21 protein-coding genes are annotated in these 21,775 nt (G+C 65.5%); 12 read left to right on the plus strand and 9 right to left on the minus strand.

The features are described from left to right. Window positions 1-31: 31 nt before the first annotated feature. The 7 genes from VFZ97_04775 to VFZ97_04805 are packed head-to-tail and all read left to right on the plus strand — an operon-like array spanning window position 32 to window position 6,193. Window positions 32-718 carry a DUF2064 domain-containing protein gene (locus VFZ97_04775; GenBank protein ID HEX6392730.1) on the plus strand — a complete coding sequence of 229 codons (687 nt, stop codon included), beginning with the start codon at window positions 32-34 and terminating at the stop codon, window positions 716-718. Beyond that, complete coding sequence (locus VFZ97_04780) at window positions 715-1,374, plus strand: class I SAM-dependent methyltransferase (protein ID HEX6392731.1); 660 nt, start codon at window positions 715-717, stop codon at window positions 1,372-1,374. Before VFZ97_04775 ends, VFZ97_04780 begins: the two co-directional genes overlap by 4 nt. Further along, a complete protein-coding gene (locus tag VFZ97_04785; protein ID HEX6392732.1) occupies window positions 1,350-2,633 on the plus strand; it encodes a molybdopterin-dependent oxidoreductase in 1,284 nt (427 codons plus the stop codon). Before VFZ97_04780 ends, VFZ97_04785 begins: the two co-directional genes overlap by 25 nt. Then, complete coding sequence (locus tag VFZ97_04790; protein ID HEX6392733.1) at window positions 2,630-3,154, plus strand: hypothetical protein; 525 nt, start codon at window positions 2,630-2,632, stop codon at window positions 3,152-3,154. The genes VFZ97_04785 and VFZ97_04790 overlap by 4 nt, the downstream gene beginning before the upstream one ends. Next, window positions 3,151-3,792 (plus strand): glycosyltransferase family 2 protein, encoded by a 642-nt coding sequence (locus tag VFZ97_04795; GenBank protein HEX6392734.1) that lies wholly within the window; start codon window positions 3,151-3,153, stop codon window positions 3,790-3,792. Before VFZ97_04790 ends, VFZ97_04795 begins: the two co-directional genes overlap by 4 nt. Beyond that, window positions 3,789-4,808, plus strand: a complete 1,020-nt coding sequence (locus VFZ97_04800) for an NAD-dependent epimerase/dehydratase family protein (protein ID HEX6392735.1) — start codon at window positions 3,789-3,791, stop codon at window positions 4,806-4,808. The genes VFZ97_04795 and VFZ97_04800 overlap by 4 nt, the downstream gene beginning before the upstream one ends. 38 nt (window positions 4,809-4,846) lie before the next feature. After that, a complete protein-coding gene (locus VFZ97_04805; protein HEX6392736.1) occupies window positions 4,847-6,193 on the plus strand; it encodes a glycosyltransferase family 87 protein in 1,347 nt (448 codons plus the stop codon). Here the strand turns inward: VFZ97_04805 and VFZ97_04810 are convergent. The 4 genes from VFZ97_04810 to VFZ97_04825 form a co-directional block, all read right to left on the minus strand. Continuing rightward, the gene (locus tag VFZ97_04810) at window positions 6,151-7,296 is read right to left on the minus strand and encodes a glycoside hydrolase family 43 protein (GenBank protein HEX6392737.1); all 1,146 of its coding nucleotides are present in this window, start codon (window positions 7,294-7,296) and stop codon (window positions 6,151-6,153) included. The genes VFZ97_04805 and VFZ97_04810 overlap by 43 nt on opposite strands. Window positions 7,297-7,470: 174 nt before the next feature. Further along, the gene (locus tag VFZ97_04815; protein ID HEX6392738.1) at window positions 7,471-8,460 is read right to left on the minus strand and encodes an LLM class flavin-dependent oxidoreductase; all 990 of its coding nucleotides are present in this window, start codon (window positions 8,458-8,460) and stop codon (window positions 7,471-7,473) included. 47 nt (window positions 8,461-8,507) lie between these two features. Then, a complete protein-coding gene (locus VFZ97_04820) occupies window positions 8,508-11,090 on the minus strand; it encodes a hypothetical protein (protein HEX6392739.1) in 2,583 nt (860 codons plus the stop codon). Window positions 11,091-11,158: 68 nt separating this feature from the next. Then, window positions 11,159-12,571, minus strand: coding sequence for an amidase (locus VFZ97_04825; GenBank protein HEX6392740.1), 1,413 nt, complete (start codon window positions 12,569-12,571; stop codon window positions 11,159-11,161). Between the two features lie 117 nt (window positions 12,572-12,688). Between VFZ97_04825 and VFZ97_04830 the strand changes: the two genes are divergently transcribed. The 3 genes from VFZ97_04830 (at window position 12,689) to VFZ97_04840 (ending at window position 14,481) form a co-directional block, all read left to right on the plus strand. Then, the gene (locus tag VFZ97_04830) at window positions 12,689-13,207 is read left to right on the plus strand and encodes a DoxX family protein (protein ID HEX6392741.1); all 519 of its coding nucleotides are present in this window, start codon (window positions 12,689-12,691) and stop codon (window positions 13,205-13,207) included. 49 nt (window positions 13,208-13,256) lie between these two features. Further along, complete coding sequence (locus tag VFZ97_04835) at window positions 13,257-14,033, plus strand: LLM class flavin-dependent oxidoreductase (GenBank protein HEX6392742.1); 777 nt, start codon at window positions 13,257-13,259, stop codon at window positions 14,031-14,033. A gap of 82 nt (window positions 14,034-14,115) precedes the next feature. Beyond that, entirely contained in the window at window positions 14,116-14,481 is a 366-nt protein-coding gene (locus VFZ97_04840; protein ID HEX6392743.1) for a hypothetical protein, read from the plus strand. Between the two features lie 72 nt (window positions 14,482-14,553). Here VFZ97_04840 and VFZ97_04845 read toward each other — a convergent pair whose 3' ends face one another. Together VFZ97_04845 and VFZ97_04850 are read right to left on the minus strand one after the other, a co-directional pair. After that, window positions 14,554-15,117, minus strand: coding sequence for an NADPH-dependent FMN reductase (locus VFZ97_04845; protein HEX6392744.1), 564 nt, complete (start codon window positions 15,115-15,117; stop codon window positions 14,554-14,556). A gap of 48 nt (window positions 15,118-15,165) precedes the next feature. Continuing rightward, a complete protein-coding gene (locus VFZ97_04850; GenBank protein HEX6392745.1) occupies window positions 15,166-15,501 on the minus strand; it encodes a rhodanese-like domain-containing protein in 336 nt (111 codons plus the stop codon). A gap of 80 nt (window positions 15,502-15,581) precedes the next feature. On the opposite strand from VFZ97_04850, the gene VFZ97_04855 reads away from it, so the two are divergent. Beyond that, window positions 15,582-16,046, plus strand: coding sequence for a MarR family transcriptional regulator (locus VFZ97_04855; protein HEX6392746.1), 465 nt, complete (start codon window positions 15,582-15,584; stop codon window positions 16,044-16,046). Window positions 16,047-16,215: 169 nt separating this feature from the next. Continuing rightward, window positions 16,216-17,040, plus strand: a complete 825-nt coding sequence (locus VFZ97_04860; GenBank protein HEX6392747.1) for a ferritin-like domain-containing protein — start codon at window positions 16,216-16,218, stop codon at window positions 17,038-17,040. A 389-nt stretch (window positions 17,041-17,429) separates the two neighbouring features. On the opposite strand, the gene VFZ97_04865 is transcribed toward VFZ97_04860, so the two are convergent. Genes VFZ97_04865 through VFZ97_04875 form a run of 3 tightly spaced genes read right to left on the minus strand, consistent with a single transcriptional unit; the run spans window position 17,430 to window position 21,773 of the window. Further along, the gene (locus tag VFZ97_04865) at window positions 17,430-18,308 is read right to left on the minus strand and encodes an amidohydrolase family protein (GenBank protein HEX6392748.1); all 879 of its coding nucleotides are present in this window, start codon (window positions 18,306-18,308) and stop codon (window positions 17,430-17,432) included. Further along, window positions 18,305-19,960: an SDR family NAD(P)-dependent oxidoreductase gene (locus tag VFZ97_04870; protein ID HEX6392749.1), complete on the minus strand. Its 1,656-nt coding sequence runs from the start codon at window positions 19,958-19,960 to the stop codon at window positions 18,305-18,307. Before VFZ97_04870 ends, VFZ97_04865 begins: the two co-directional genes overlap by 4 nt. Window positions 19,961-19,970: 10 nt before the next feature. Next, a complete protein-coding gene (locus VFZ97_04875; protein HEX6392750.1) occupies window positions 19,971-21,773 on the minus strand; it encodes an NAD(P)/FAD-dependent oxidoreductase in 1,803 nt (600 codons plus the stop codon). Between the last annotated feature and the right edge of the window lie 2 nt (window positions 21,774-21,775).

Here is a 21,775-nt window from a genome sequence, read left to right on the forward strand (position 1 = left end):
CTCAAGCACTGATCAACAGTTGAGGAAGAACATGACCGACGTTCCGCGACGCGCGCCCCGAAACCGGCGCAGCCACCAGAGTCACCTCCTCGTGATGGCGAAGGCTCCCATGCCGGGGAAGGTGAAGACCCGGCTATGTCCTCCGCTAACGCCGGCAGAGGCGGCGGTGCTGGCCACCGCGGCGCTCGCCGACACCCTCGACGCGGTGGCGGGATGCCACGCCGAACGGAAGATCCTCGCGCTCGACGGAAGCGTCGGCGACTGGCTCCCGCCGGGCTTCGAGGTGATCCAGCAGCGCGGCGACAGCTTCAACGAGCGGCTCGCAGCCGCTTGGGCGGATGCCGGGGGACCGGGGTTGCAGATAGGCATGGACACCCCGCAAGTGAACAGCGACCTGCTTGATCGATGCCTCGAAGCCACCTTCCGGCCGGGGATAACCGCTTCATTGGGGCGGGCAACGGATGGGGGATGGTGGGCTATCGGGCTGTCGCAGCAATGGGATTCGGATGTGTTCACCGGCGTTCCGATGAGCACACCGTCGACTGGGACGATCCAGCTGATGAGGCTCGAAGGTGCGGGCCATCGAGTGGCTCAGCTGCCGTGGCTAACCGACGTGGATTGCATCGGGGACGCCCTCCAGGTCGCTGTCCGGGCACCTCGCTCGAGGTTTGCCGCGGTGACCCGCAACCTCCGCCCACAGCTTGGAGGTGTGGCGTGACTGGGAGTGCACTCGCGAGAGGCGCGCTGCCGGGGATCGGGCCGTGGCCTGAAGCGATTTTCCACGGCACAAGAGAAGCGCGGTTGCATCTCGTCGATACCAGGGAGGTGATCGCACTCCCGGTGAATCGTTGGCACGGGCCGATGCTTCCCGAGGAAGCGACCTTGCTCGAGTCGGTGACGAGCCCGATCCTCGACATCGGCTGCGGGCCCGGACGGCATACCGCCGCGCTCGCGCGCGCCGGCTTCGAGGCGCTGGGAATCGATACATCTCCAGCGGCGGTGCGGGCCGCTCGCCGGCGGGGCGCGTCGGTGATGCAGGTGTCGGTGTTCGGCGCAGTCCCCGACGCCGGGCGCTGGGCGACCGTGCTGTTGCTGGACGGGAACATCGGCATCGGCGGCGATCCGATCCGGCTTCTCGAGAGAGTTCACGCGCTTTCCGCTCCAGGCGGCCGGGTCCTCGTCGAGGTTGACCCGCCCGGAACCGAGTCGCGTCGCTTCCACGCGCAGGTTGAGCATGCGGGCGGACTCGGGCCGGGATTCCCGTGGGCGTGCGTCGGTGCAGGCGGGATCCGCGGGGTCGCCTCCCGAGCAGGATTTCGAACCATCGATGTCACCCGGGGAGGGGAGCGGTGGTTCGCCGAGCTGCAGAAGTAGCCGGACACTGGCGGTCCCCGATAAGGGGCCCGTGGCTGACGTCGGTATTCGGGATCGTCCTTCTGGTCGGCATCCCGATCGAGTTCCTCACCGGGCTCATCTCCTGGGCGGCCTACAACCCGAGGCTCCGGGGGAACGAAACCACCCCTCACCATGGCATCCTCTCGTTCTACTTGTTCGACTGGGTGACCAGCCCCAGCTGGATATACCGGGTCAACCAGGGCATCCACGTCCTGCTCGGTCTGGCCCTGGTACCCATCCTGCTTGCCAAGCTGTGGTCCGTCATTCCCCGGCTGTTCGCTTGGCCACCCTTGCGATCCCTGGCTCACCTACTGGAGCGGGCGAGCCTCCTCCTGCTGGTGAGCGGCGCGGTCTTCGAGTTCGTGACCGGGATCCTGAACATCGACTACGACTACTCATTCGGCTTCTCGTTCTACGACGGGCACTTCTTCGGAGCATGGGTTTTCATTGCCGGTTTCACCGTGCATGCGGTATTGAAGTTCCCCAGGATGTGGAGGGCGCTTCAATCGAGGTCCTTCAGTCGGGAGATGCGGACCCGTTTGGCCGACACCAGGCCCGAGACACCGGGATCGGATGTGGATGCCGCCGACACGCTGATCCCGGCGAACCCTGCCCTACCGACCATCTCGCGACGGGGAGCGCTGGCGCTCGTCGGCGGCAGCTCGCTGGCAGTGTTCTTCCTGACTGCCGGACAGTCGATCCGCTCGCTTCAGGGGATCTCGATCCTCTCGCCGAGAACCCAGTCCTACGGCAGAGGGCCCAACGCGTTCCAGGTGAACCGGACCGCGGTCGCGGCGGGAATCAACCGCTCGGACACCGGCGACTCATGGGCGCTGCACCTGGTAGCCAAGTCGACGCCACGCGAAGTCGTACTCACGCGTGAGCAGCTCCTCCAGATGCCGCTGGTAACGGCCAACCTTCCTATCGCCTGTGTGGAGGGCTGGTCGATCCAAGAGCGATGGACGGGAGTGCAGCTTCGAGTCCTCGCCGAGCAGGTGGGGATCAGCCACCCGACCGGCGCGCTGGTCGAGTCGATGGAGCGGGCCGGAGCCTTCGCATCAGCATCGCTGTCCGGGCACCAGGTGCGAGCCGCGGAGTCACTGCTGGCGTTGCAGGTCAACGGCGCCGACCTGTCGCTCGATCACGGCTACCCGGCACGAGCGATCATCCCGGCCGCCCCCGGAGTGCACAACACCAAATGGGTCAGGCGGATCACCTTCTCGGGTGTCGCGGCATGAGCAGCCCCACCGCCGGTCGACTCGAGCGAGCAATGCTGTGGCTTCGGCGGCGTTACGGCGACGGACCCCTTCATCTCATCCTCACCGTGGCCAGCCTTGGGTTCGCCGGGTACCTGGTGTGGATCGTCCTGCCGGCTCCTAAGTCGATCCTCATACTCGTGTGGATAGCGATCGCAGCGGCGGTCCACGATCTGGTGCTATGGCCGTTGTACGCGGTGATGGATCGACTTTCGACCTGGGTCCACCACCGGCAACGACCAAATCACCCTCGTGTCCCGTGGATCAACCACGTCCGGGTACCGGTCGTGCTTTCGGCGGTGATGCTGCTCATCTCCTTCCCGCTCGTGCTCCGCCACTCCGAGCCGGCATACCACACCGCCACCGGGCTCACCGAGCAGCCCTACCTCGCCCATTGGCTCGTCCTGACCGCCATCGCTTTCGGGGCATCCGCCGTTATCTACTTGGGGCGCGTTTTCAGAGGACGCGTCCTGCGAAACCGGACCGGGAGCACACCGCGATGATCGACGTCATACTCCCGGTGCTCGACGAACGGGCAGCCCTTCCGTTCGTACTCCGTTCCATGCCTTCGGGGTACCGTCCCATCGTCGTCGACAACGGCTCCACCGACGGGTCCGCCGAGATCGCCGTCTCGATGGGCGCGACGGTTGTTCACGAAGCCCGCCGGGGATTCGGTTCCGCCTGCTGGGCCGGGCTCAACGAAGCGACGTCAGACGTTGTCTGCTTCATGGACTGCGACGGAAGCCTCGACCCAACGCACCTTTCAATAGTTGCGACGCCGCTCCTCGACGGTGATGCAGATCTGGTCCTCGGGAGACGGGTCGCATCCGCCGGCGCGTGGCCGTTCCACGCCCGCCTGGCCAACCGGGCACTGGCGATGCAGGTCCGGCAGAAATGCGGAATCGCCATTCGGGACATCGGCCCCATGAGAGCGGCCCGAAGGAAAGGCCTCCGCGAGCTCGACCTGCGCGACCGCCGGTTCGGCTGGCCACTCGAGATGGTGGTCCGCGCTTCGGAAGCAGGGTGGAGGGTCACCGAAGTGGACGTCCCTTACGCGCGCAGAGACGGAAAGTCGAAGGTCACCGGCACCGTTCGCGGCACCTTGCGGACGGTCAAGGACATGCGGGCGGTACTCCGCTGAGAGTTCTCGTAACCGGAGGTGGAGGCTTCATCGGCTCCTACGTCGTTGAGCGCTTGCTTGCCGCGGGAGACGAAGTCGTCGTCCTCGACCGCCACCCCGTTCACCCAGTCGCGGGCGCCGAACTGATCAGGGCGGACCTCGCCGACCCCGACTCCAGTCGCTGCGCTGTCCGCGCTGTGGACGCGGTCTGCCACCTCGCCGCGCGTGTCGGGGTCAGCGAGGACTTCACCGACGCACCGATGTACACCCACGACAACGACGTGGCCACCGCGGTCCTCCTCGCCGCCCTATCCGAACGTCGGTTCCAGGGAAGGTTGGTCCTGTCCAGCTCGATGGTCGTTTACGGCGAGGGCGCCTACCGCTGCGAAACCCACGGGTCGGTCCCTGCGGCGCCGCGGCCACTCCGCGATCTCGAAGCCGGCAGGTTCGACCCGCCCTGCCCCGAATGCGGAAACGCCCTTTTGTGGGAACCGGTGCACGAATCGGCGGTGCTCGATCCCAGATCGGTCTACGCGGTCGGCAAGGTCGGCCAGGAGCATCTCAGCCGGGTATGGGCGCGCGAGACAGGTGCGTCTGTGGTCGCTCTCCGGTACCACAACGTCTACGGCCGCCGTCTCCCCCTCGGTACTCCGTACGCCGGCGTGGCGGCACTGTTCCGGGACCGGCTCCGCCGGGGCGAAGCCCCTGTCGTCTTCGAGGATGGCGGACAAATGAGGGACTTCGTGCACGTGACCGATGTCGCCGCGGCCAACGTCGTCGCGCTGGAACATGATCTTGGCCGAGGTGGGTTCGACGCGTTCAACGTCGCATCCGGGAAGCACGCGAGCATCCTCGAAATCGCCCGAGCACTCGCGGACCAGTTCGGCCATCATGCGGCACAACCTCTTGTAACAGGCCGGTTCCGCCCAGGTGACGTCCGGCATGTCGTCGCCTCCCCCGAGAAGGCGTCACGAATCCTCGGGTTCGAGGCCAAGGTGAGTCTCGAAGACGGCATGGCCGACCTGGCCAACGAATGACCCGATCGTCGCTGTCGCTCGTCGTCCGGTCACCGCGCGTGGCTCTGTTGGTACTTTCAACGTGCGGTGCTGTAGCGACAGCGCTCTCCTGGTTCATCGCGCAGCACTCACTGGTCGGAGCGGGCTGGACGTTCGTCGTTCTCATCGCCGCCTGGGTGCCTCTGTGGATCGCCGGCGGATGGGCTGCCAACCGGATCCCTTCTCGGAAATGGGCGCTCGGCGCGATATTGGTAACCGCGGCCGCCCTTCGGATCGCCGCAGTCACGGGCACCACCCCTTCGATCTCCAACGATCTGTACCGGTACGGATGGGACGCTCACGTTCAGCTTTCCGGTGTCGACCCGTACCGCTATCCTCCCGACGCGCCGCAACTGGTCCGGCTGCGCACGCCCACCTACTTCCCAGGCCAGCCTGAATGCACCCACCTTCGAGCAGGCACCGGTCCGTCCTGCACGACGATCAACCGGCCCGACGCGCGCACGATCTACCCACCCGTCGCCGAGGCGTGGTTCGACTCGGTAGCTGTAGCCGATCCCAGTCAGGGGATTCGCAAGTGGCAGGTGGCCGGAGGTCTGGTGGACTTCGCCACCATCGGCTTGATGATCATCGGCCTGCGGGAGCTGAAACGAGACCCGCGCGGGGTCGCCTGGTACGCGCTGTCCCCGCTCCCGGTGATCGAGTTTGCCGGAAACGGTCACGTCGACGGGGTCGGGCTTCTCCTACTAATCGCAGCCTTCCTGGCTTTACGGCGCGAGCGGAAGTTCCTCGCCGGCGTTCTGATCGGGATGGCGACCATGGTGAAGCTGTATCCGGGCGTCGCCCTGCTGGCCGGTTGGCGCCAAGGTCGGTTGCGGATGCTCGCGGGCGCGGTCGGGGTGTCGGCGCTTGCATATGCACCGCACGTGGCGGCGGTCGGCACTCGAATCGTCGGCTACCTGCCCGGTTACCTCCAGGAGGAGCACTACAGCAGCGGGAGACGTTTTTTGATCCTCGGGCTGCTCCCTGTCGACGGCAAATCGTTGGTGGCGCTCGCCGCGGGGACCGTCACGATCGGTGTCGTCACCGTTTTGCGTTCGAACATACAGCCATATCTGGCAACTGCCGTGATTCTGGCGGTGATCCTGCTGGTCGCTTCGCCGGTGCAGCCCTGGTACGCGGTCGTGCTGGCCGGGCTCGGCGTCATGTGCGGTGCTCCCTGGCTGGTGTTGCCGGCGGCGCTCGCCGAGCCTTATTACGCCGCCGTGATCCTCGGTAACCAGCACCAAATAGGCATCGGCCAGATTTGCTACGCGACCGCGGCGTCGATCCTTCTGTTCATCCTGATGGCGAGGAGTCGGAGTTCTCAGCGAGTGAGCATCGGCGCGACGTCGAGCACCCGGTTGTAGTAGTACCGGCCGGGATGCCACGTGGATGGCACGAGGACGAGTGCAGTGAACGCCGCCCACGTCCGACCGTCGCGGCCGATGAAAGTGTCCAGCCCGCCCGGCGATATCAGGCTGCCTGACGTGGCCAGATACGGCTTGCCACTGGTATCGGCGCAGGGACCGGTGACGGTGGCGCAATGAGCCAGCCCGGTGCCGTAGCTGCTGGACTCCCATCCTCCACCCGAGTAGAACAGCCAGTAGCCCCCTGCGACGGAGGGGACCATCGCAGGGCCTTCGATGATCCCTCGGGTCCAAGGCGCAGACGCATCAAGCAGGCGGTGGGCTTCGCCGATCAGATCCAGCCCGTCCCCGCTCAGCTTCTGGCTCCAGAGGAAGTCTGGCTTGCTGGAGGAATTGCCGTCGTTCTTCCACACCAGATACTCCCCGCCCGAATCGACGACGACGCTCGGGTCGATCGATCCGCCCAGCGAGCGCTGGCAGAGCATCGGCCGTGTCGAGCTGTCCACGTAAGGACCAGCAGGCTGCGATGCCACGGCTCGACCGATGCACTCGAGCCGGCTGCTCGACTCCTCGGTGCTGAAGTACAGAATCCACCGGTTGCCGACGTGAAGCGCGGCCGGCGCCCAGGTCATGCTGATGCTCGGCGCGGCCCATCTAGGGAGCACCGGAAGAGCGTCGGGCGCCTGCGTCCAGTGGATCCCATCGATCGAAACGGCAGTCGGGACGTTCGACTGCCAGTCGGTCGTACCAAACAACACATACCACCCGTCGCGAACGGCGGAGGCCTCACTAGCCGGGGTCCACGCCGACGACACGTACGCGTCGGGACCATAGCTGGCGTAGGGGAGGCCGCTCGGCGGTTCGACACCTGGCGCCACGCTGAGGATGAACGGGTCTCCGACGTCGTTCTGGTCGACCGTTTGAATAGGACCGAGCGTGGGGAGCGCCGGAGAAGGCGCGTCAGGAGGCCGAAACCTGGGAGCGGGATTCGCGACGGGCCGCCCAAATGCGTGCGCACGCACCTCGGTCGTCCAAAGGATCGCTGCAGTCAATGCCACCAGCGACGCAATGATGAACTTCGACCCCCCCGGCGGCATCCGCATCCGTGCCATCCTGCTTCCCCCGCGGGCCTAATACACAGCGGTTCTCGAGGCGCAACCAAGCTCGTGCTACGAGTCGTGCCCCGCCGAGTCGTCGCTCGAGCCTCGATGGCTGCTCAGGAGTATCGATGAGTCCGCTCGGAACGACCAGCACGGAAGGTCGGGGATGAGCTCTGTCTACGCGGCCGACAGCTTGGCAGCTTCCGCGAGGAGGGTGGCAGCTCGCAGCCGGTTCTCGAGGCCGGGCGACAACAGAGTGACGATGAGCTCGTCGGCGTCGGCGTGCCTTGCGAAATCGTCGAGGTACCGCCTTACTGCGGGTGGATCGCCGACTGCGGTGTACTCCATCATGCGCAGGACCTGTTGTCCCGCCCGTGATTCCAACAGCGCGTCAGCCCCTTCATCGGTGATCTGGTCGCTGCGGGAGAGAAAACGAGCGACCCGGCGCCGTTGGGCATACAGGAGATGGTCGTGCGCCTTGGGAGTCGTGTCGGCGACGACGACATTGACGCCGGCGATCACGTGGGGCCGGTCGAGTTGCTCTGAAGTCTGAAACCGCTCGCGGTACAGGGCGACCGCTTGCTCGAGTGCATCAGGAGCGAAGTGCGATGCGAAGGCGAACGGGAGTCCGAGCGCTGCGGCGACCGACGCCCCGAACAGCGAGGACCCCAGGATGTACAACGGCACCCCGGTGCCCGTACCGGGCGTCGCCTCCACGCCAGGGACCCTGCTCGTCCCGCTGAGATAGCCCTGGAGCTCGACCACATCCTGCGGAAAGTATTCGGCGGCCATCGGGTCGCGGCGCAAAGCCCGCTGGGTGAGTTGGTCGCTCCCCGGTGCGCGGCCCAGTCCAAGGTCGATCCGGCCGGGGTGCAGCTCCGCGAGGGTCCCGAACTGCTCCGCGATGATCAATGGCGAATGGTTCGGCAGCATGACCCCGCCCGCGCCGAGCCTGATCCGTTTGGTATTTGCGGCGACGTGGGCGACGAGGACGCTGGTTGCCGACGACGCGATGGACGCCATGTTGTGATGCTCGGCATACCAGACCCTGTGGTACCCCGCTTCTTCCGCCAGATTGGCGAGGACGACCGTGGCTTCCAAGCTCTCGCGAACGGTTTGATTCCCGCTGACCGTCGCGAGATCCAGTATCGACAGCGGATAGGTCATCGCGCACCCGAGGATCGCATTACGTCGATCCTAGGGGAGGCCCACAATTAGCTCGACGAGCCCGTTCCTGCTGATCCGCTGACCGGCGTAGACGGAACCCCTGAACCGCGCACGTACGGCTGCGGTGAAGTGATCCCGGATGCTCCACCGAACGGTGCTACCACGGTCTCGATGGGCGTGGTGTACTGCGCGCTGAAGGCATCGCCGACGTTCCCCTGGTTGGGCGGGAGGATCACCTGGTGGTCGACCGAGTCCACCTCGTCGACCGAGGTGGTCAGATTGGCATTGTCGGAGTCGGAGGTGAACAGCAGGTGCAGCCCGTGGGTGGCGATATCGCCCTCGAAGTAGCGCACGTCGCCTTGAGGGCCAAAGTTGCTGTCCGGCGAAGAGTCGGGTTGCTGAGCCGGCAGCTTCGGGTTGTAAGTGGCGGTGCCTGGGATGTTGTACGGCGTGCCGTTGGCGTTGTGGTTCCAGCACCGGCGCTGGTAGGTCGTTTCGCCGTTGTACGTCTGACCGTCGTCTTTGACCAGGCCTGAATAGCGGTTGGCCGGGGCGGGAGCAGGCGAAACCGCTACAGGATGCCCGTTTTCATTCGCGAACCCCCATGTCGTCGGATCGATGCTGCGTGGGTCGACCTGCGGGCCGGGTGAGTTCCCTGTCCCGTCGTCGAAGCAAGAGTCGTCTACGTAGTAGGGGACCGCCTCTGCCAGGCCCTGGGCGCCGCCGGGGCTCTGGTTGTTGTTCTGGTCGATCGACCACTTCTCGACCATGGTGCCGGCGGGACCGGTCATCTCTTCCCATTGCAGCAGGGTGGGTGCCGCTCCCGAGAAGGTTGGATCGGAGCTGTTGAACGATCCGTAGACACAGTCGTCGGGCCTGCCGACCACTGGTATGTCGACCGGGAGCGGCGCACTGCAGCCTGACTTGTCGGGGTTGCCCACGGTGACCGGCTTCCCACCGTTGAGTTGTTGCTCTGCTCGGCCGAGCCTGTCATTGCTCGATTCTGCGACGCCGCTGGTGCCGACGAAGTCAGTGGTGTCGCCCATCAGGACGGGGTTGATGCCGGTGATGGGTACGCCCGCCGAATTCTCGGGGTTGTAGTAGGTGGTGACCGCGCCGGCGTTCATGTTCCACTGCGTGTAGATGCCGTCGAGCGGCGGGATGGGGTGCACGCGCAGGTTGTACTCGTGGTCGATCGAGTAGGGGTAGAAGGTGTCGGTGCGGGTGACATTCGTGCCGGAGTCCGAGCCCCAAGTGACCCGGATGTCGCGGACCGGACCGACGCGAATTCCCATGGTCACCGAAGATCCGTTCCAGTTGACCTGCTCGTCCTCGTAGCCGCAACAGGGAGTGTTGCCGCCCGGTGATTGCTGGAAGGCTCGGCCCTTGAAACGATCGACGATGCTCGTTCCGTAGTCGCCCTTGCTGAAACCCTTGTCGTCGGGGGAGACCTGCAAACCGTCCATGATCCAACGACCGGCCAAGGAGTGACTCGCTGACGAATCGCCATACGTGAAGGCGTATCGCGGCGTATCGACCGTCGCCGTGTCTAGGGTTCTTCGGCGGACGAAGGTGGACGGATCGAGCTGGAACTGGCCGTTGGTGACCTTGAAGCCGCGGCCTACGACTGGTTGCGGAACGCCGTTTGCATTGGTCGAGCAAACCGGCCCGACCGGCGCATTGCCGTAGTCGGAATAGTTGCTCTGGGCATAGGCGAACATGTCGGCGTTGGCCCCGGGGGAGTAACGGACGTAAGGGGAGTGGGCGGCCGTGTATGCGGGCGACACGACCGGCCGCTTGTTGGGACCGATCGCGGACTCCATCACATAGACGTAACGCGTGATGTGAGTAGCGGGATCGACCAGCTCGACCTTCTCCGCCTGCACGATCCCCTGCGGCAGGGCGGCGGTCGAGGGTGCTTGGGTGCCGGAGTCGCGCGCCATGAACGACAGTTCGTCGGTGTCGATCAAGGCCGCGTTCGGGTCGGCCGTCGCTCCAGGTTGGCCGGCGGGTGGCTGAGCCCGGCACACATCAGTTGGATCGGAGGGATCGAACGACGGGTTGGACGTGTAGCGGAACGGCTCGTAGTCGAACGTGTAGGTGAGCATCTGGTCGACGCCGGAATAGAACGCGAAACCGGACGCGTTGTTCGAGATGTAGTGCTCCCACTTGGTGTCGACCTGGAAGGGGATCTGCTCGAAGCCCTTAACTGTCCATCTGTAGCCGAGCAGGCTTTGGGCCGGAACGCCTTTGAGGACCGTTCGGACAGGAAGCTGGCTTCCCTGGAAGCACTCGTGGTCGCCGTGGTTGGAGTCGGTGGCGCCGTTTGTGTCGGGGTGAGTTTTCGATTGATAGCAGTCGCTTCGCAAGGCCGCCGGCTCAGTGCCTTGAGCGTCGAACACCGAGTAGTCGGTAGGCGCTTGGGGTGCCCTGACTGTCGCCTCCGGTCCCGATGTCCACGCCGGGAAGTCGGCTCCCGTAAGCACTACGGGCTGGGTGTCGAAGGTGTTGACAGTGACGGCGGCGGACGGGTGCGCTTCGCTCGAGGCGGAAGGAGCTGGGCCCGACAGGGCGAGCGCTCGGCCACCCAGCAGCGCCAGGGATCCGCCAAACGCCGCTGCGACCTTCACCGGACCCACGCCTCTTCGCCCGCGCATTTAGATACTTGTTCGCCCTGACCGTTGGACGTCCTGCTTGGTCAGAGCGCCGGCCGGCGGTCCCTCCATGTTGCGGCTTCCTCGAGCTGGGCTGCCACCTGGATGAGGAGATCCTCGCGCCCGTAGGCCGCCACGATGTGCACGCCCACCGGCAGCCCGGACGCGCTGACGTGAAGGGGGAGCGAGATCGCTGGCTGGCCGGTCGCGTTGAAGTGCATCGTGAACGGCACGAGCAGGCCGGTCTGCTGCTGGTTGGAGAACGGATCGTCGGCCGGCGGCTCGAGCTCCCCAATGAGAGGTGGGAGCTGGCCGAGGGTCGGCGTGACGAGGAGATCGTGATCCTCCCACCACTGTCCGAACCGGCGAGCGAGCGCGCTGCCGGCAGCCACCGCCGCGGCGTAGTCCACCCCCGACAAGGTCTGCCCAACCGAAGCCATGGCCCACGTCAACGGCTCCACATCGTCGGCGGTTACCTCGCGGCCGAGCAACCGACCGAGCCAGTTGAGGCGCGCTCTGGCGTTGACCACCCAACGGGTGCCGAAGTTAACTCCTGCCTCCGGACCTATCTCCGGGTGGTCCTCCGAGACAGCGTGACCCAACTGCTCGAGCACCCGCGCGGCAGCCTGAACCGCGGCCCGGCACTCAGGGTCTAGGTCGCCGGCCGGGCTCGAATCGAGAATCCCGATCCGAAGCTGTACCGGGCGGACCATGACTTCCGCCCGGTACGCGCGTGCGGGCGGTGGGGCGACCACCATGTCACCCGGACCGGGTCCTCGCAGGACGTCGAGCAGAGCCGCAGTGTCGCGCACCGATCGCGCCACCACGTGTTGCACTGACAGCCCGCTCTCATCTCCCTCGGGTCCCAGAGTCGTCCTGCCCCGCGAGGGCTTGAGGCCGACCAGGCCGCACATGCTTGCCGGTATGCGAATCGAACCTCCACCGTCGCTGGCGTGGGCGACCGCGACCATGCCGGCTGCGACCGCCGCCGCGCTGCCGCCGCTCGAGCCGCCGGGCGAGCGGGAGAGATCCCACGGGTTTCGGCACGGGCCGTAAGCCTGCGGCTCAGTAACCGGAACCAGGCCGAATTCGGGTGTGTTGGTCCGGCCCAGGAAAGCGAAGCCAGCTGCCCGTAAGCGGGCGACCAGCCAGCTGTCGCCCTCGGCGGTCCAGCCGGCGTCGCGCAGCGCGCGGTTGCCTTGGTGGGCTGGGTCGCCGGCCGAGTCCGCGTAGAGGTCCTTGATCAAGATCGGCACCCCGCTGAACGGCCCGGCCGGTAGCCCGGCGTCGATCTCTGCCATAGCCCGGTCGAAACGCCGATGGATGACCGCGTTGATAGATCCGTCGAGCTTCTCGATGCGGGCGATAGCCGACTCGGCCAGATCGCGAGCCTTCACCTCTCCCTTCGCAATCAGTTCGGCCTGCCCAGTTGCGTCGAGCCATAACACGTCGTCCACGAGAAACCCCCTGCGCGTTTAGATAGCCCCAGTCTGTCCGCCGGGCTGTCCAGCCGCACCACGGCGGTCGACCCGGACGGCTGGCTAAGGTTCCTAGGACCCCCTGGAGGACAACGCATGAGCAACGCTGTGAACTTCGTCTTGCTGGCGGCGCGGATCTGGGTTGGCGCGGTGATGCTGGCGCACGGCGTCAGGCACGTGAAGGCGCTGCAGTCCGGTCCGGGAATGGCGAATTGGCTGACGAGCCTCGGTCTGAAATACGGCGCGCTCCAGGCGCAGACGTTGACTTGGACCGAGGTGGCGGTCGCTCCGTTCCTGGCCTTGGGGCTGGTGACCCCGGCGGCCTATGGAGCTGCAGCGTCCTTGATGCTCGTGGCGTGGATCACCAATCACCGGGACAAGGGATTCTTCATCACCGCCCGCCCGACCGAAGGCTGGGAGTACGTCGCCACCCTCGCGATCCTGTCGCTGGTGTTGGGTGCCCTGGGACCGGGCGAGTGGTCGATCGACCACGCTGCCGGGTTCCACTGGCCGCAGGACCCGTCGGAGGCGATCTGGGTGGCGCTCGTCGTCGGCGTCGGCGGAACCGCCGGCTACCTCGCCACCTTCTGGCGCCCGCAGCGCAAGGAGGCGTGATCGGACAGCCCGTTGGCGGGCAACATGACGCAGCCCGTTGGCGGGCAACATGACATCGCCTGCGGTCGACCTCCTCTTGGAGACCTTCGGTTCAACGTGGCGGGACGTGCGCGAAGCGGCGTTGGTGGCCGAACGGGCCGGCTTTGCGGGTGTATGGGTAAACGACCATCTGGCAGGGTCGGTGCAAAACGCGCCTTACGTGCTCGAGTGTTGGACGGTGTTGTCCGCTCTCGCGGCTGAGGTTCCCCGGATCCGAATCGGCCCGCTGGTCCTAAACGTCGCCAACCGCGATCCGGGAACCCTCGCAGTCATGACGGCGACGTTGCAGCATGTCAGCGGAGGTCGGCTCCTCCTTGGGATTGGTGCCGGCGCGCAATCGGGGACCACATACGCGATCGAGCAGGAAGCCTTGGGACACCCGGTACGCAACGCCGCGGAGCGGCGAAGCGACGTCGAGCGGGCGATCACCATGCTGCGTCGGGTCTGGTCTGGCGATGTACCGCCCGCGAGGGGGTTTCTCGTCCCAGTGCCCGTTCCGCCGATCGTTGTTGGAGTTCGGGGTCCAAAGATGGCCGAGCTCGCGGGGGGTGTCGGTGACGGCATCTGCGTTTCGGTTGGACCGGCGATGACCGAGTTGGTTGCGAGCGCACGGCGGGCTTGCGCCCGCAGCGGCCGCGACCCGCAAAGTTTCTTGGTGACCGCCTTGGTTTCTTCATGGCCTGATGTAAAGGGCGCAGCCGGACTGGACGTCGATCGACTGATCATCTATGTGGCACCCCCCTTTGGCGAGGCCATTGCCCGGGTCAGAGAGTTGGTCGTCCACTGACTTCTACGATTGGCTGTGAAGGTCTAGGGGTCCCCCAGCCAAGACTTACGATCTGCGAGAGTGGGCAACTAAGGGGTGATAAGTGCGCATCGCAATCAAAGTTGTCGTGCTTCTGGCAGTGGTGGGAGTTCTTGCCGCCGGCCTGCTCCCACCGCTGTTCGACGAGGGGCGCTTGCGCGACAACGCCAACACCGCCGCCCAAGCAGGGGCAGCGGTGGTGCTCGATTCTCATGCTGGACTCGCTTCCGGGTCAATCGACCAAGCGGTGGCGGCGTCGATTGCAACGCATCGCGGTCTCAAGCTCATCTCAGTGAAGGTGAACGCCGGGGTCGTGACGGTCAAGGTCGAGAAGGATGTTCACACCTTTATGAGCGGACTGCCCGGCCTCGAACACTGGTTCCACCTGACCGTTACCGAGAGCGCTTCGGCGTATGGACCCACTCAGTAGGCCTCTCTAGGTCACCGCGCCAGGAACTTTGTCCGCGGGACCCCGCCTCGGGCCGGCAGCACCATGCAGCTCCTAGCAGCCAGACGGGGCGGACGCGGAGGTCGTGGCTGCTGTGAGCGCTGTAAGGACGTCGGTGAGGGCCGCCCGTGATGTGGCGTCGGCGATAAGTCCATTGAGACCGATCATTTGAGAGGTGACCGGCATCTGAACGCACGCAGAGTCGATCAGACGGGCGTGGGCGTAGCCCAGCACAGTCCGAAGTTCGCCATGTGCACCTTCGGCGCCTCGTGGCGACGCGTTAACCCATCCGACAGGCTTGCCGTAGATAGAACCAGCCTGTTCGTCGCCGATGGTCCAGTCGAGCAAGTTCTTCAGAGACCCCGGTAGGGCTCCCGCGTATTCGGGAGTAGAGAACAGGATTGCGTCTGCTTGATGTATGGCGTCACGGAGCCGCTGCACCTCTGGATGCAGGGGGTGGCGATCGTCATCGGGGTTGAACGCAGGCAAGCGCGCGATGCGGTCATAGATCCGGCAATCGACTCCTTCGGGTGCCACCTCGGCGGTCGTTCGCAGTAGCGCGGTGTTGGTGGACGTCGTGCGGAGGCTTCCTGAAACGAGGAGGACCGTTCGCCTCACGTTCCCATAAGCGTCCTCAGCAAGCGCTCTATTCCAGACGTTGGAGCTTCACGCCGCGGTATCCGACAGTCCTTGTTCGAAGGGAAGGCCGGCAGCAAGCCATTCCTCTTTGCCGCCTTCGTAGGCGTAGACCTCGGTGTAACCGAGGGTCTCCAGCCGCTCGGCAGCTATCTTCGAGTTCGGGCAGGAGGGGCCGGCGCAGTAGGTGACCACAGCCGCCCCTTTGTCCGGGACGAGCAATGACGCCAGAGCGTCGATCTCGTCGCGGGGCATGTTTCGAGCGCCAGGCAGGTGCTCTGCCTCGAAGTAGTTGCGGGGCAACGCCTCGAGGAGAACGATCGAGCCGAGCCGGTTCTGAAGCTCTGTACGGGTGATGGTCTTCATGTCGTTCGCTCCTAGTTATGTGCGTACGCACAGAGTATAAGTGCGTCTGCACACACCTATCAAGTGGTAATGTCAGAACTGTGAAAGAAACCTGGCGCGACGACGACGTCGTGTCCGCGTGGGCGGCGATGCTCCGACTGCACGCCCGGCTCGTGCCGCTGATCGACGCGGAGCTGCAGCGGCATGCGGGGATGCCTCTCGCCTGGTACGACGTCCTGCTGGAGCTGAGCGCTGCGGCGGATAAGAAGCTGCGCATGTTCGACCTCGGGGAGGTCGTCGTACTCAGCAGGACCCGCGTCAGCAGGGTGGTAGACGAGCTCGTCCGAGCCGGCTACCTAGAGAAGGTGCCGAACCCCGACGACGGTCGATCAGCCTTTGCCAGGTTGACTCCTGCGGGCACGAACGCGTTCCGCCGGGCCGCGCCTACGTATCTTGAGCTGATCCGGAACCATTTCGGGGGCCACTTCACTGCTGGCGATGCGAAGACCCTCCGTCGGGTGCTTAGCAAGGCGCTCGCGGCTGGCGCAGCCGACGACTCGACATAACTCGAGTGCCCGCTTCGAGGCCAGCCGAGGTCTGCCGACTGACCCACGAGTGGAGTCAGTCTCGCCGTGAAGACTCGTCCACAGGCGCCAATACTCAACCGCTTCCGCCGTTCATCTCGGCGAACCAACTTTTGTGCATCCAATCGGGCTAGAGCACCGAATACCTTGCGTGGAGTTCGACATCGAGGACTACAAGCGCCGAACCGACCGCCTCCACTTCGACGATCTCGAGCTCGACAGCTTCGCAACATCACCCCTCGGCCCCGATGCTCTTCGTTGTCTGCGCTACATGCACGACGTCGAGTACCACACGGTCTGTTACCTGAGGGATCTTCTGGTGAGCCCTGCACACGGCGACGCGGAGATCACCTCGTTCCTGTCGTTCTGGGTGTTCGAGGAGTTCTGGCACGGCGAAGCCCTCGCCGCCGTACTTTCCGCGCACGGAGAGCCGGCCGGCCAAACCCGGGTAACCAACATGCGCCGACAGCTCGGATGGGCCGAACGCCTCCGACCGCTCATGATGATGGCCGGCTCCGTTCTCGCCGGGGAAGATTTCGTGACCGTACAGATGACATGGGGAGCGATCAACGAGTGGACCACCCAAGCCGGCTATAGCCAGCTCGCACGGCGGGCAGGCCATCCTGTCCTATCGGAACTGCTCCGACGAATAATGCGCCAGGAAGGCCGCCATATTGACTTTTACGCAAGCCAAGCGCACCGGCGGCTGGCTGCCAGCCGCCGCGCCCAGCGCCTGACCCGCTTCGCGCTCAATCGTCTGTGGTCGCCAGTCGGCTCAGGAGTCATGCCGGAAGCAGAGACCGCCCATCTGGCCACCTACCTGATGTCCGGTCCGGACGGGCTCGCCGCAGTCCAACGAATCGACAGGCGGGTAGACCGCCTTCCCGGACTCGCCGGCCTCGCACTCCTGCAACGCTCCATCGCCAGCCTCGGAGCCGATCCCAACGAACAGGGTGCGATCCCCGCCGCGGTGTAACGCCGGTGCGGTTTGGCGGACCGGGGAGCGCATGGCGGCGCTCCCCGGCCCACGCCCTTCAGGAACCGAACGTCGTGGTTGGCGACCTTTTGACGTCAGGCTCTGGGGCGACTTGAGAAGTGCTGGCCGCGCACCGCTGTTCCCATTGGTCCTCCCCGTAGGAACCGTGAGCTTGTTATTTGATATCTCTGCACCGGTAGCACCCGCACTGGCCCGGAAAGCAGAAGTATCAATTCGGTCTATACCCGAGTTAAATACCTCTCTAAACGGACAAATGAGAGTCGGCTTATCTCACGATTTTGATACATACATGTGGTTGAGAAACCACTGTTAGTGAGACCGCCGAAACCACAGGGTTTCCGGGGATCAGGCCCGCTGCTCGGCCGCGGTCAGAGGCGGAAGACCCGCTCGGCGTTTCCTGCGAACAGCATGTCGCGCGACTCTGAGTCGAGGCCGGCTGTCACCTTGCTGTACGTCTCGTACAGCTCGTCGAAGGTGCCGACCGCGGAGTCGACGGGGAAATTGCTCGCGAACATGCAGCGGTCTACTCCGAAAGCTTCGATTGCGTACTCGATCCAAGGCGCGAAAACGTCAGCCTTCATCGACTTAAACGGCATGGCCAGACCGGACAATTTGCAGAAGACATTCCCGCCAATTCCCGCGAGGGCGTCGATGCCGGTTTCCCAGATCTTTCGCTCGTCTTCCGGGCCAAGTCGAGGCCACCCGGTGTGCTCGACGACGACGACCAGATCGTCGACTTCCTGGAGTCTCGACGCTGCTGTGACGAGTTGGTCCGTGCGGGTCATGAGTTCGAAGACGAGGTCCCGCTCCTGGAGCGCGCGAAGCACCTCGGGTTCGGGGACGGATAGATCGAAACCCCCCATCGGTCGTACCCCGCGGAACCTGGACGCAGCCATCTGCCGGTCGATCAGCTCGATGGCTTGTGCGACCGTGTCAGTCGGTGGCAGGCCGCCGACGATGGCGTCCGGTCCGCCATGGGCGGCGGCCTCGCGGTCGAGCTCGATGGTCTCGTCGACCGAGTTACGCCCGGTCGCGGCGGCCACGTTGACGAACTTCTGGACGTTCCAGCGCGCCGTTTCCGACTTGTAGGTGGCCACGTCGAAGAGCCGCTTCATCGCGGAGCTGCCTCCCGGGACCGCGGGCCCGGTGGCCGAGAGGTACGGGTACCAGTCGGTGCGCGCGGGGTCCCAGATGTGCACGTGGGCGTCCACCACACGATCTGGCACCCGGACCAAGGTTTCGGTCACGAACCCACTCCCGCGATTTCCCGCAGCGTCGCGTCGAGCCAGCCCGGCACGGACGGGCCACCGTAGACGACGCTGGCGATTGGCCGGGGATGGCTGCGCAGGCCCAACCAGTCCGAGTCCACTACGAGCTCCGCTCCTGCCAAGGCCGCGGCGTCGGGGTCAGCGAGAAGATGGGCGACCAGCTCGGCAGCCGCTGCACCGGCGTCTTCTTCGGACGCTTCGAGGCTCACGGCGAAGGCGTTGACCCTTCCCTTGGTGGACGTGCCGGCTGCGCGTGCGAGCTGCGCGGAGGCCTGGGCCCGGCTTCGGCCACCCGAAGTCCGCCCGTCCGTCAGAGTCACGAGCCGCAACGGCCGTTCTTTTTCAACTGCGTAGTCGGCTGTCGCGCGCGCCCACCCGGCGTCGCTGTATATCCGATCAACGATTCCACGGTGCGAAGCGAGCACCCGCTCCCACTCGTGTCCGTCACTGGCATCCGCAGGAGCGTCGCCTGTTGGCGCAACGACGACGGCATCCAACGGACCGTTCGCATCCGCGATCGCTTCGATTCGCTTGGCCGCGTCGCCGAATCCTTCATTGGCTTCGACACCATGGCACACCACTGATCGCGCTCCGAGCGCCGCTGTCAGCCGGGACGCCAACCGGGGCCGGTCGGAGACGACCGCGCAGGATCGCACGGTCGCAGCCGGAAGCGGTCCCGAAGCCTGTTCCTCGAAGATGGGACCGAACCGGGGGTTTCCCCCGCCCGTCGTTCCCTGTGCCGCCTCCGCAGAAGCCAGGGCGCCTGGCACGATCGCGTCGAGGACTCGGGCAATTGATGCCGCGCCATCGGTGCGCACCACTTCGAGCAGACGCGGCTCGTCGATGAAGGCAACCTCGGAACCGCCGGTGAACAAGATCCGCCCGTTGCACCACCCGAATCCATCGCCGGCGAGATATGCACCTATGGGCCCGAGATCTTCCGGGGCTGGCAACGAGGCGAGGGACAGCCCGCCTGTGCCGACGGTGTTGCCGGCGGCCGCAGCTGCGCGACGGGCGCGTTCCAACGCTTCGGTCACCATTCGAGTTTCCGCGATCGGCGACATCGCGTTGACGGTCACGCCGGCGGGTGCGCAGCGGCCGAGCTCCCAGGTGAGCGCGGCGACGGCGCGCTTGGCACAGCTGTACGCCCCTGCGTCAGCTGACCGCCACCCCGAGCCGGAAGTCACTCCGACGATGTGGCCCCGCCCGGCTGCCGCCATGATCGGCAACGCAGCCTCGAGAACGTTCAGGTAGCCCCCGAGGTGCACAGACAGAACTGCCAGCCAGTCCTGCTCGCTTCCTCTCGCGAAGCTGGTGGGGCGGGTGATGCCCGCTACGTTCACTACTGCGTCGAGCCCACCGTGCTCATCCGCGAGTTCGTTGAACAAGGTCCGCAGCGCGTTGCCGTCGGTGACCGACGCTGACGACGCCCGAGCCGAGCCGCCGGCCGCGGTGATGCGCGCTGCGGTCGTCTCCTTCGGTTCGGGCAACGTGGCGGACCCGTCAAGAGTGACGAGCGGGTCGACCGTCACCACGAACCATCCGTCGCGACCAAGCTGCTCGGCCACCGCGGCACCGATCCCTCCGCCGCCACCGGTAACGACGGCTACCTTCTGGCGCGCGGCGGTCATGATGCCGTAGTCACGATGTTTTGGCCCGGGCCTCTAACTCGAGCCCGTCGAGGGTGCCTTCAGCGAGCCACTGCTCCAGCCGTTCCCGGTATCGGAACCAGTCGCCGAATCCGCGCCCGTAGTTGCCGTTGCGCGGGTTGAGCAGCTCCGGGTGCCCTTCGTTGTTGATGCGTGACGGAGTGCACGCGGACATGATGGCGCTGCTGTCTACGTAGGAGTCGACGATCTGCTTCGTCCACGCTTCCTCGGCCTCGGCGCTCACGTCGAACACGTCGACGCCCTGCCTATCGAGAAGCTCGACCATCCGGCCCACGAACTCGCCACCGAGGACCGCCACCTGGGTGTAGTTCACAGTCACCACGGCCTGCTGGCCAGGCGCGGGCATGACCAACATGTTCGGGAAGCCACGGGTCATCATCCCGAACATCGTGGCTGCTCCGTCAGCCCACTTCTCCGCCAGGGTGATGCCGCCGCGACCGACGATCTCGTGACCGGCGCGGCGGAACAACGGAGTCAGCTCCGGCTCGAACCCGGTGCCGTAGATGATGCAGTCGACCTCGTATTGCCGGCCGTTGACGACAGGACCCTTCTCGGTGATCTTCTCGATTCCCGCCGGGCAGTCGATCAGCGAGACGTTGGGGTTGTTGAACGCCTGCAGGTACTCGTCGTGGAAACAGGGACGCTTGCAGAGGTAGCGGTAGTACGGCTTTAGGATGGCCGCCTTCGCCGGATCGGACACGAGTTCCTCTACGCGGCGCCGGTGCTCCTCCATGATCGCGTAGTCCAGTTCCTCGCCCGCGCGCATGTAGTCCGCGATCGTCATGCCGTCAGTTCGGGGAGGGTGGTGCACCGCGGCGTAGTGGTGGGTCCATCCGTCGTCCACGCTGTCGAAATCGACCTTGCGGCCCAGCATGATCGCCTGGAAGTTGTCCATCCGTTCACGCTGCCAGCCCGGCTTGCACTCGTCGCGGAAGCGGGGATCGGTTGGCCGGTTCCCGCGGACACCGACTGCGGACGGAGTGCGCTGGAAAACGTACAAGTGCCTTGCCGATTCTGCTAGCGGCGGTACGCACTGGATGCCTGAGGCGCCGGTGCCGATGAAGGCGACGTCTTTGTCAGCGAGACGCGCCAGCGGCTCGTGCGGGCCTCCCCCCGTGTACTCGTAGTCCCATCGGGAAGAGTGGAACGAGCGCCCGGCAAAGTCCTCCATCCCTGCGATGGTGGGCAGCTTTAGCAGGTTGAGGATCCCGACCGCGAGCACGTACCACCGGCAACCGATCTCGTCGCCGCGGTCGGTGGATATGCGCCACCTAGCTGAGTCGTCGTCCCATTCGGCACGGGTGACCCCGGTATGGAACAACGAGTCGCTCACCAGGTCGTACCGGTCGGCGATCTTCTCCAGGTGTTGCCGTATCTCCTCGCCGAACGCGTAGCGCTGTGTCGGTACGTAGTCGAACTCCTCGAGCATCGGGATGTACATGTACGACTCGACGTCGCACATGACCCCCGGGTAGCGGTTCCAGTACCAGGTTCCTCCGATACCGCCGGCGAGGTCCACGATGCGGATCCGCTGCACGCCGGCCTTGCGGAGGCTGGCGCCGGCGAGGACCCCGGCAATGCCGCCGCCCACGATGACAACATCGACCTCATCCGAGACCGGTCCGCGCTCGATGAAGGGCGTGAACGGGTCGTCCCGGTACCGAGAGAAGTGCTCGTCCGCTCGCAGGTCGCGGATGTCGGAGCGGCCGGGAACCAGCCGCTTGTCGCGCTCAGCGAGATACTTGGTCCGAACGGCTTCTGGGTCGAAGCTCACGG

Source organism: Acidimicrobiales bacterium (assembly GCA_036378675.1).
In the GTDB taxonomy this organism is placed as follows: domain Bacteria; phylum Actinomycetota; class Acidimicrobiia; order Acidimicrobiales; family Palsa-688; genus DASUWA01.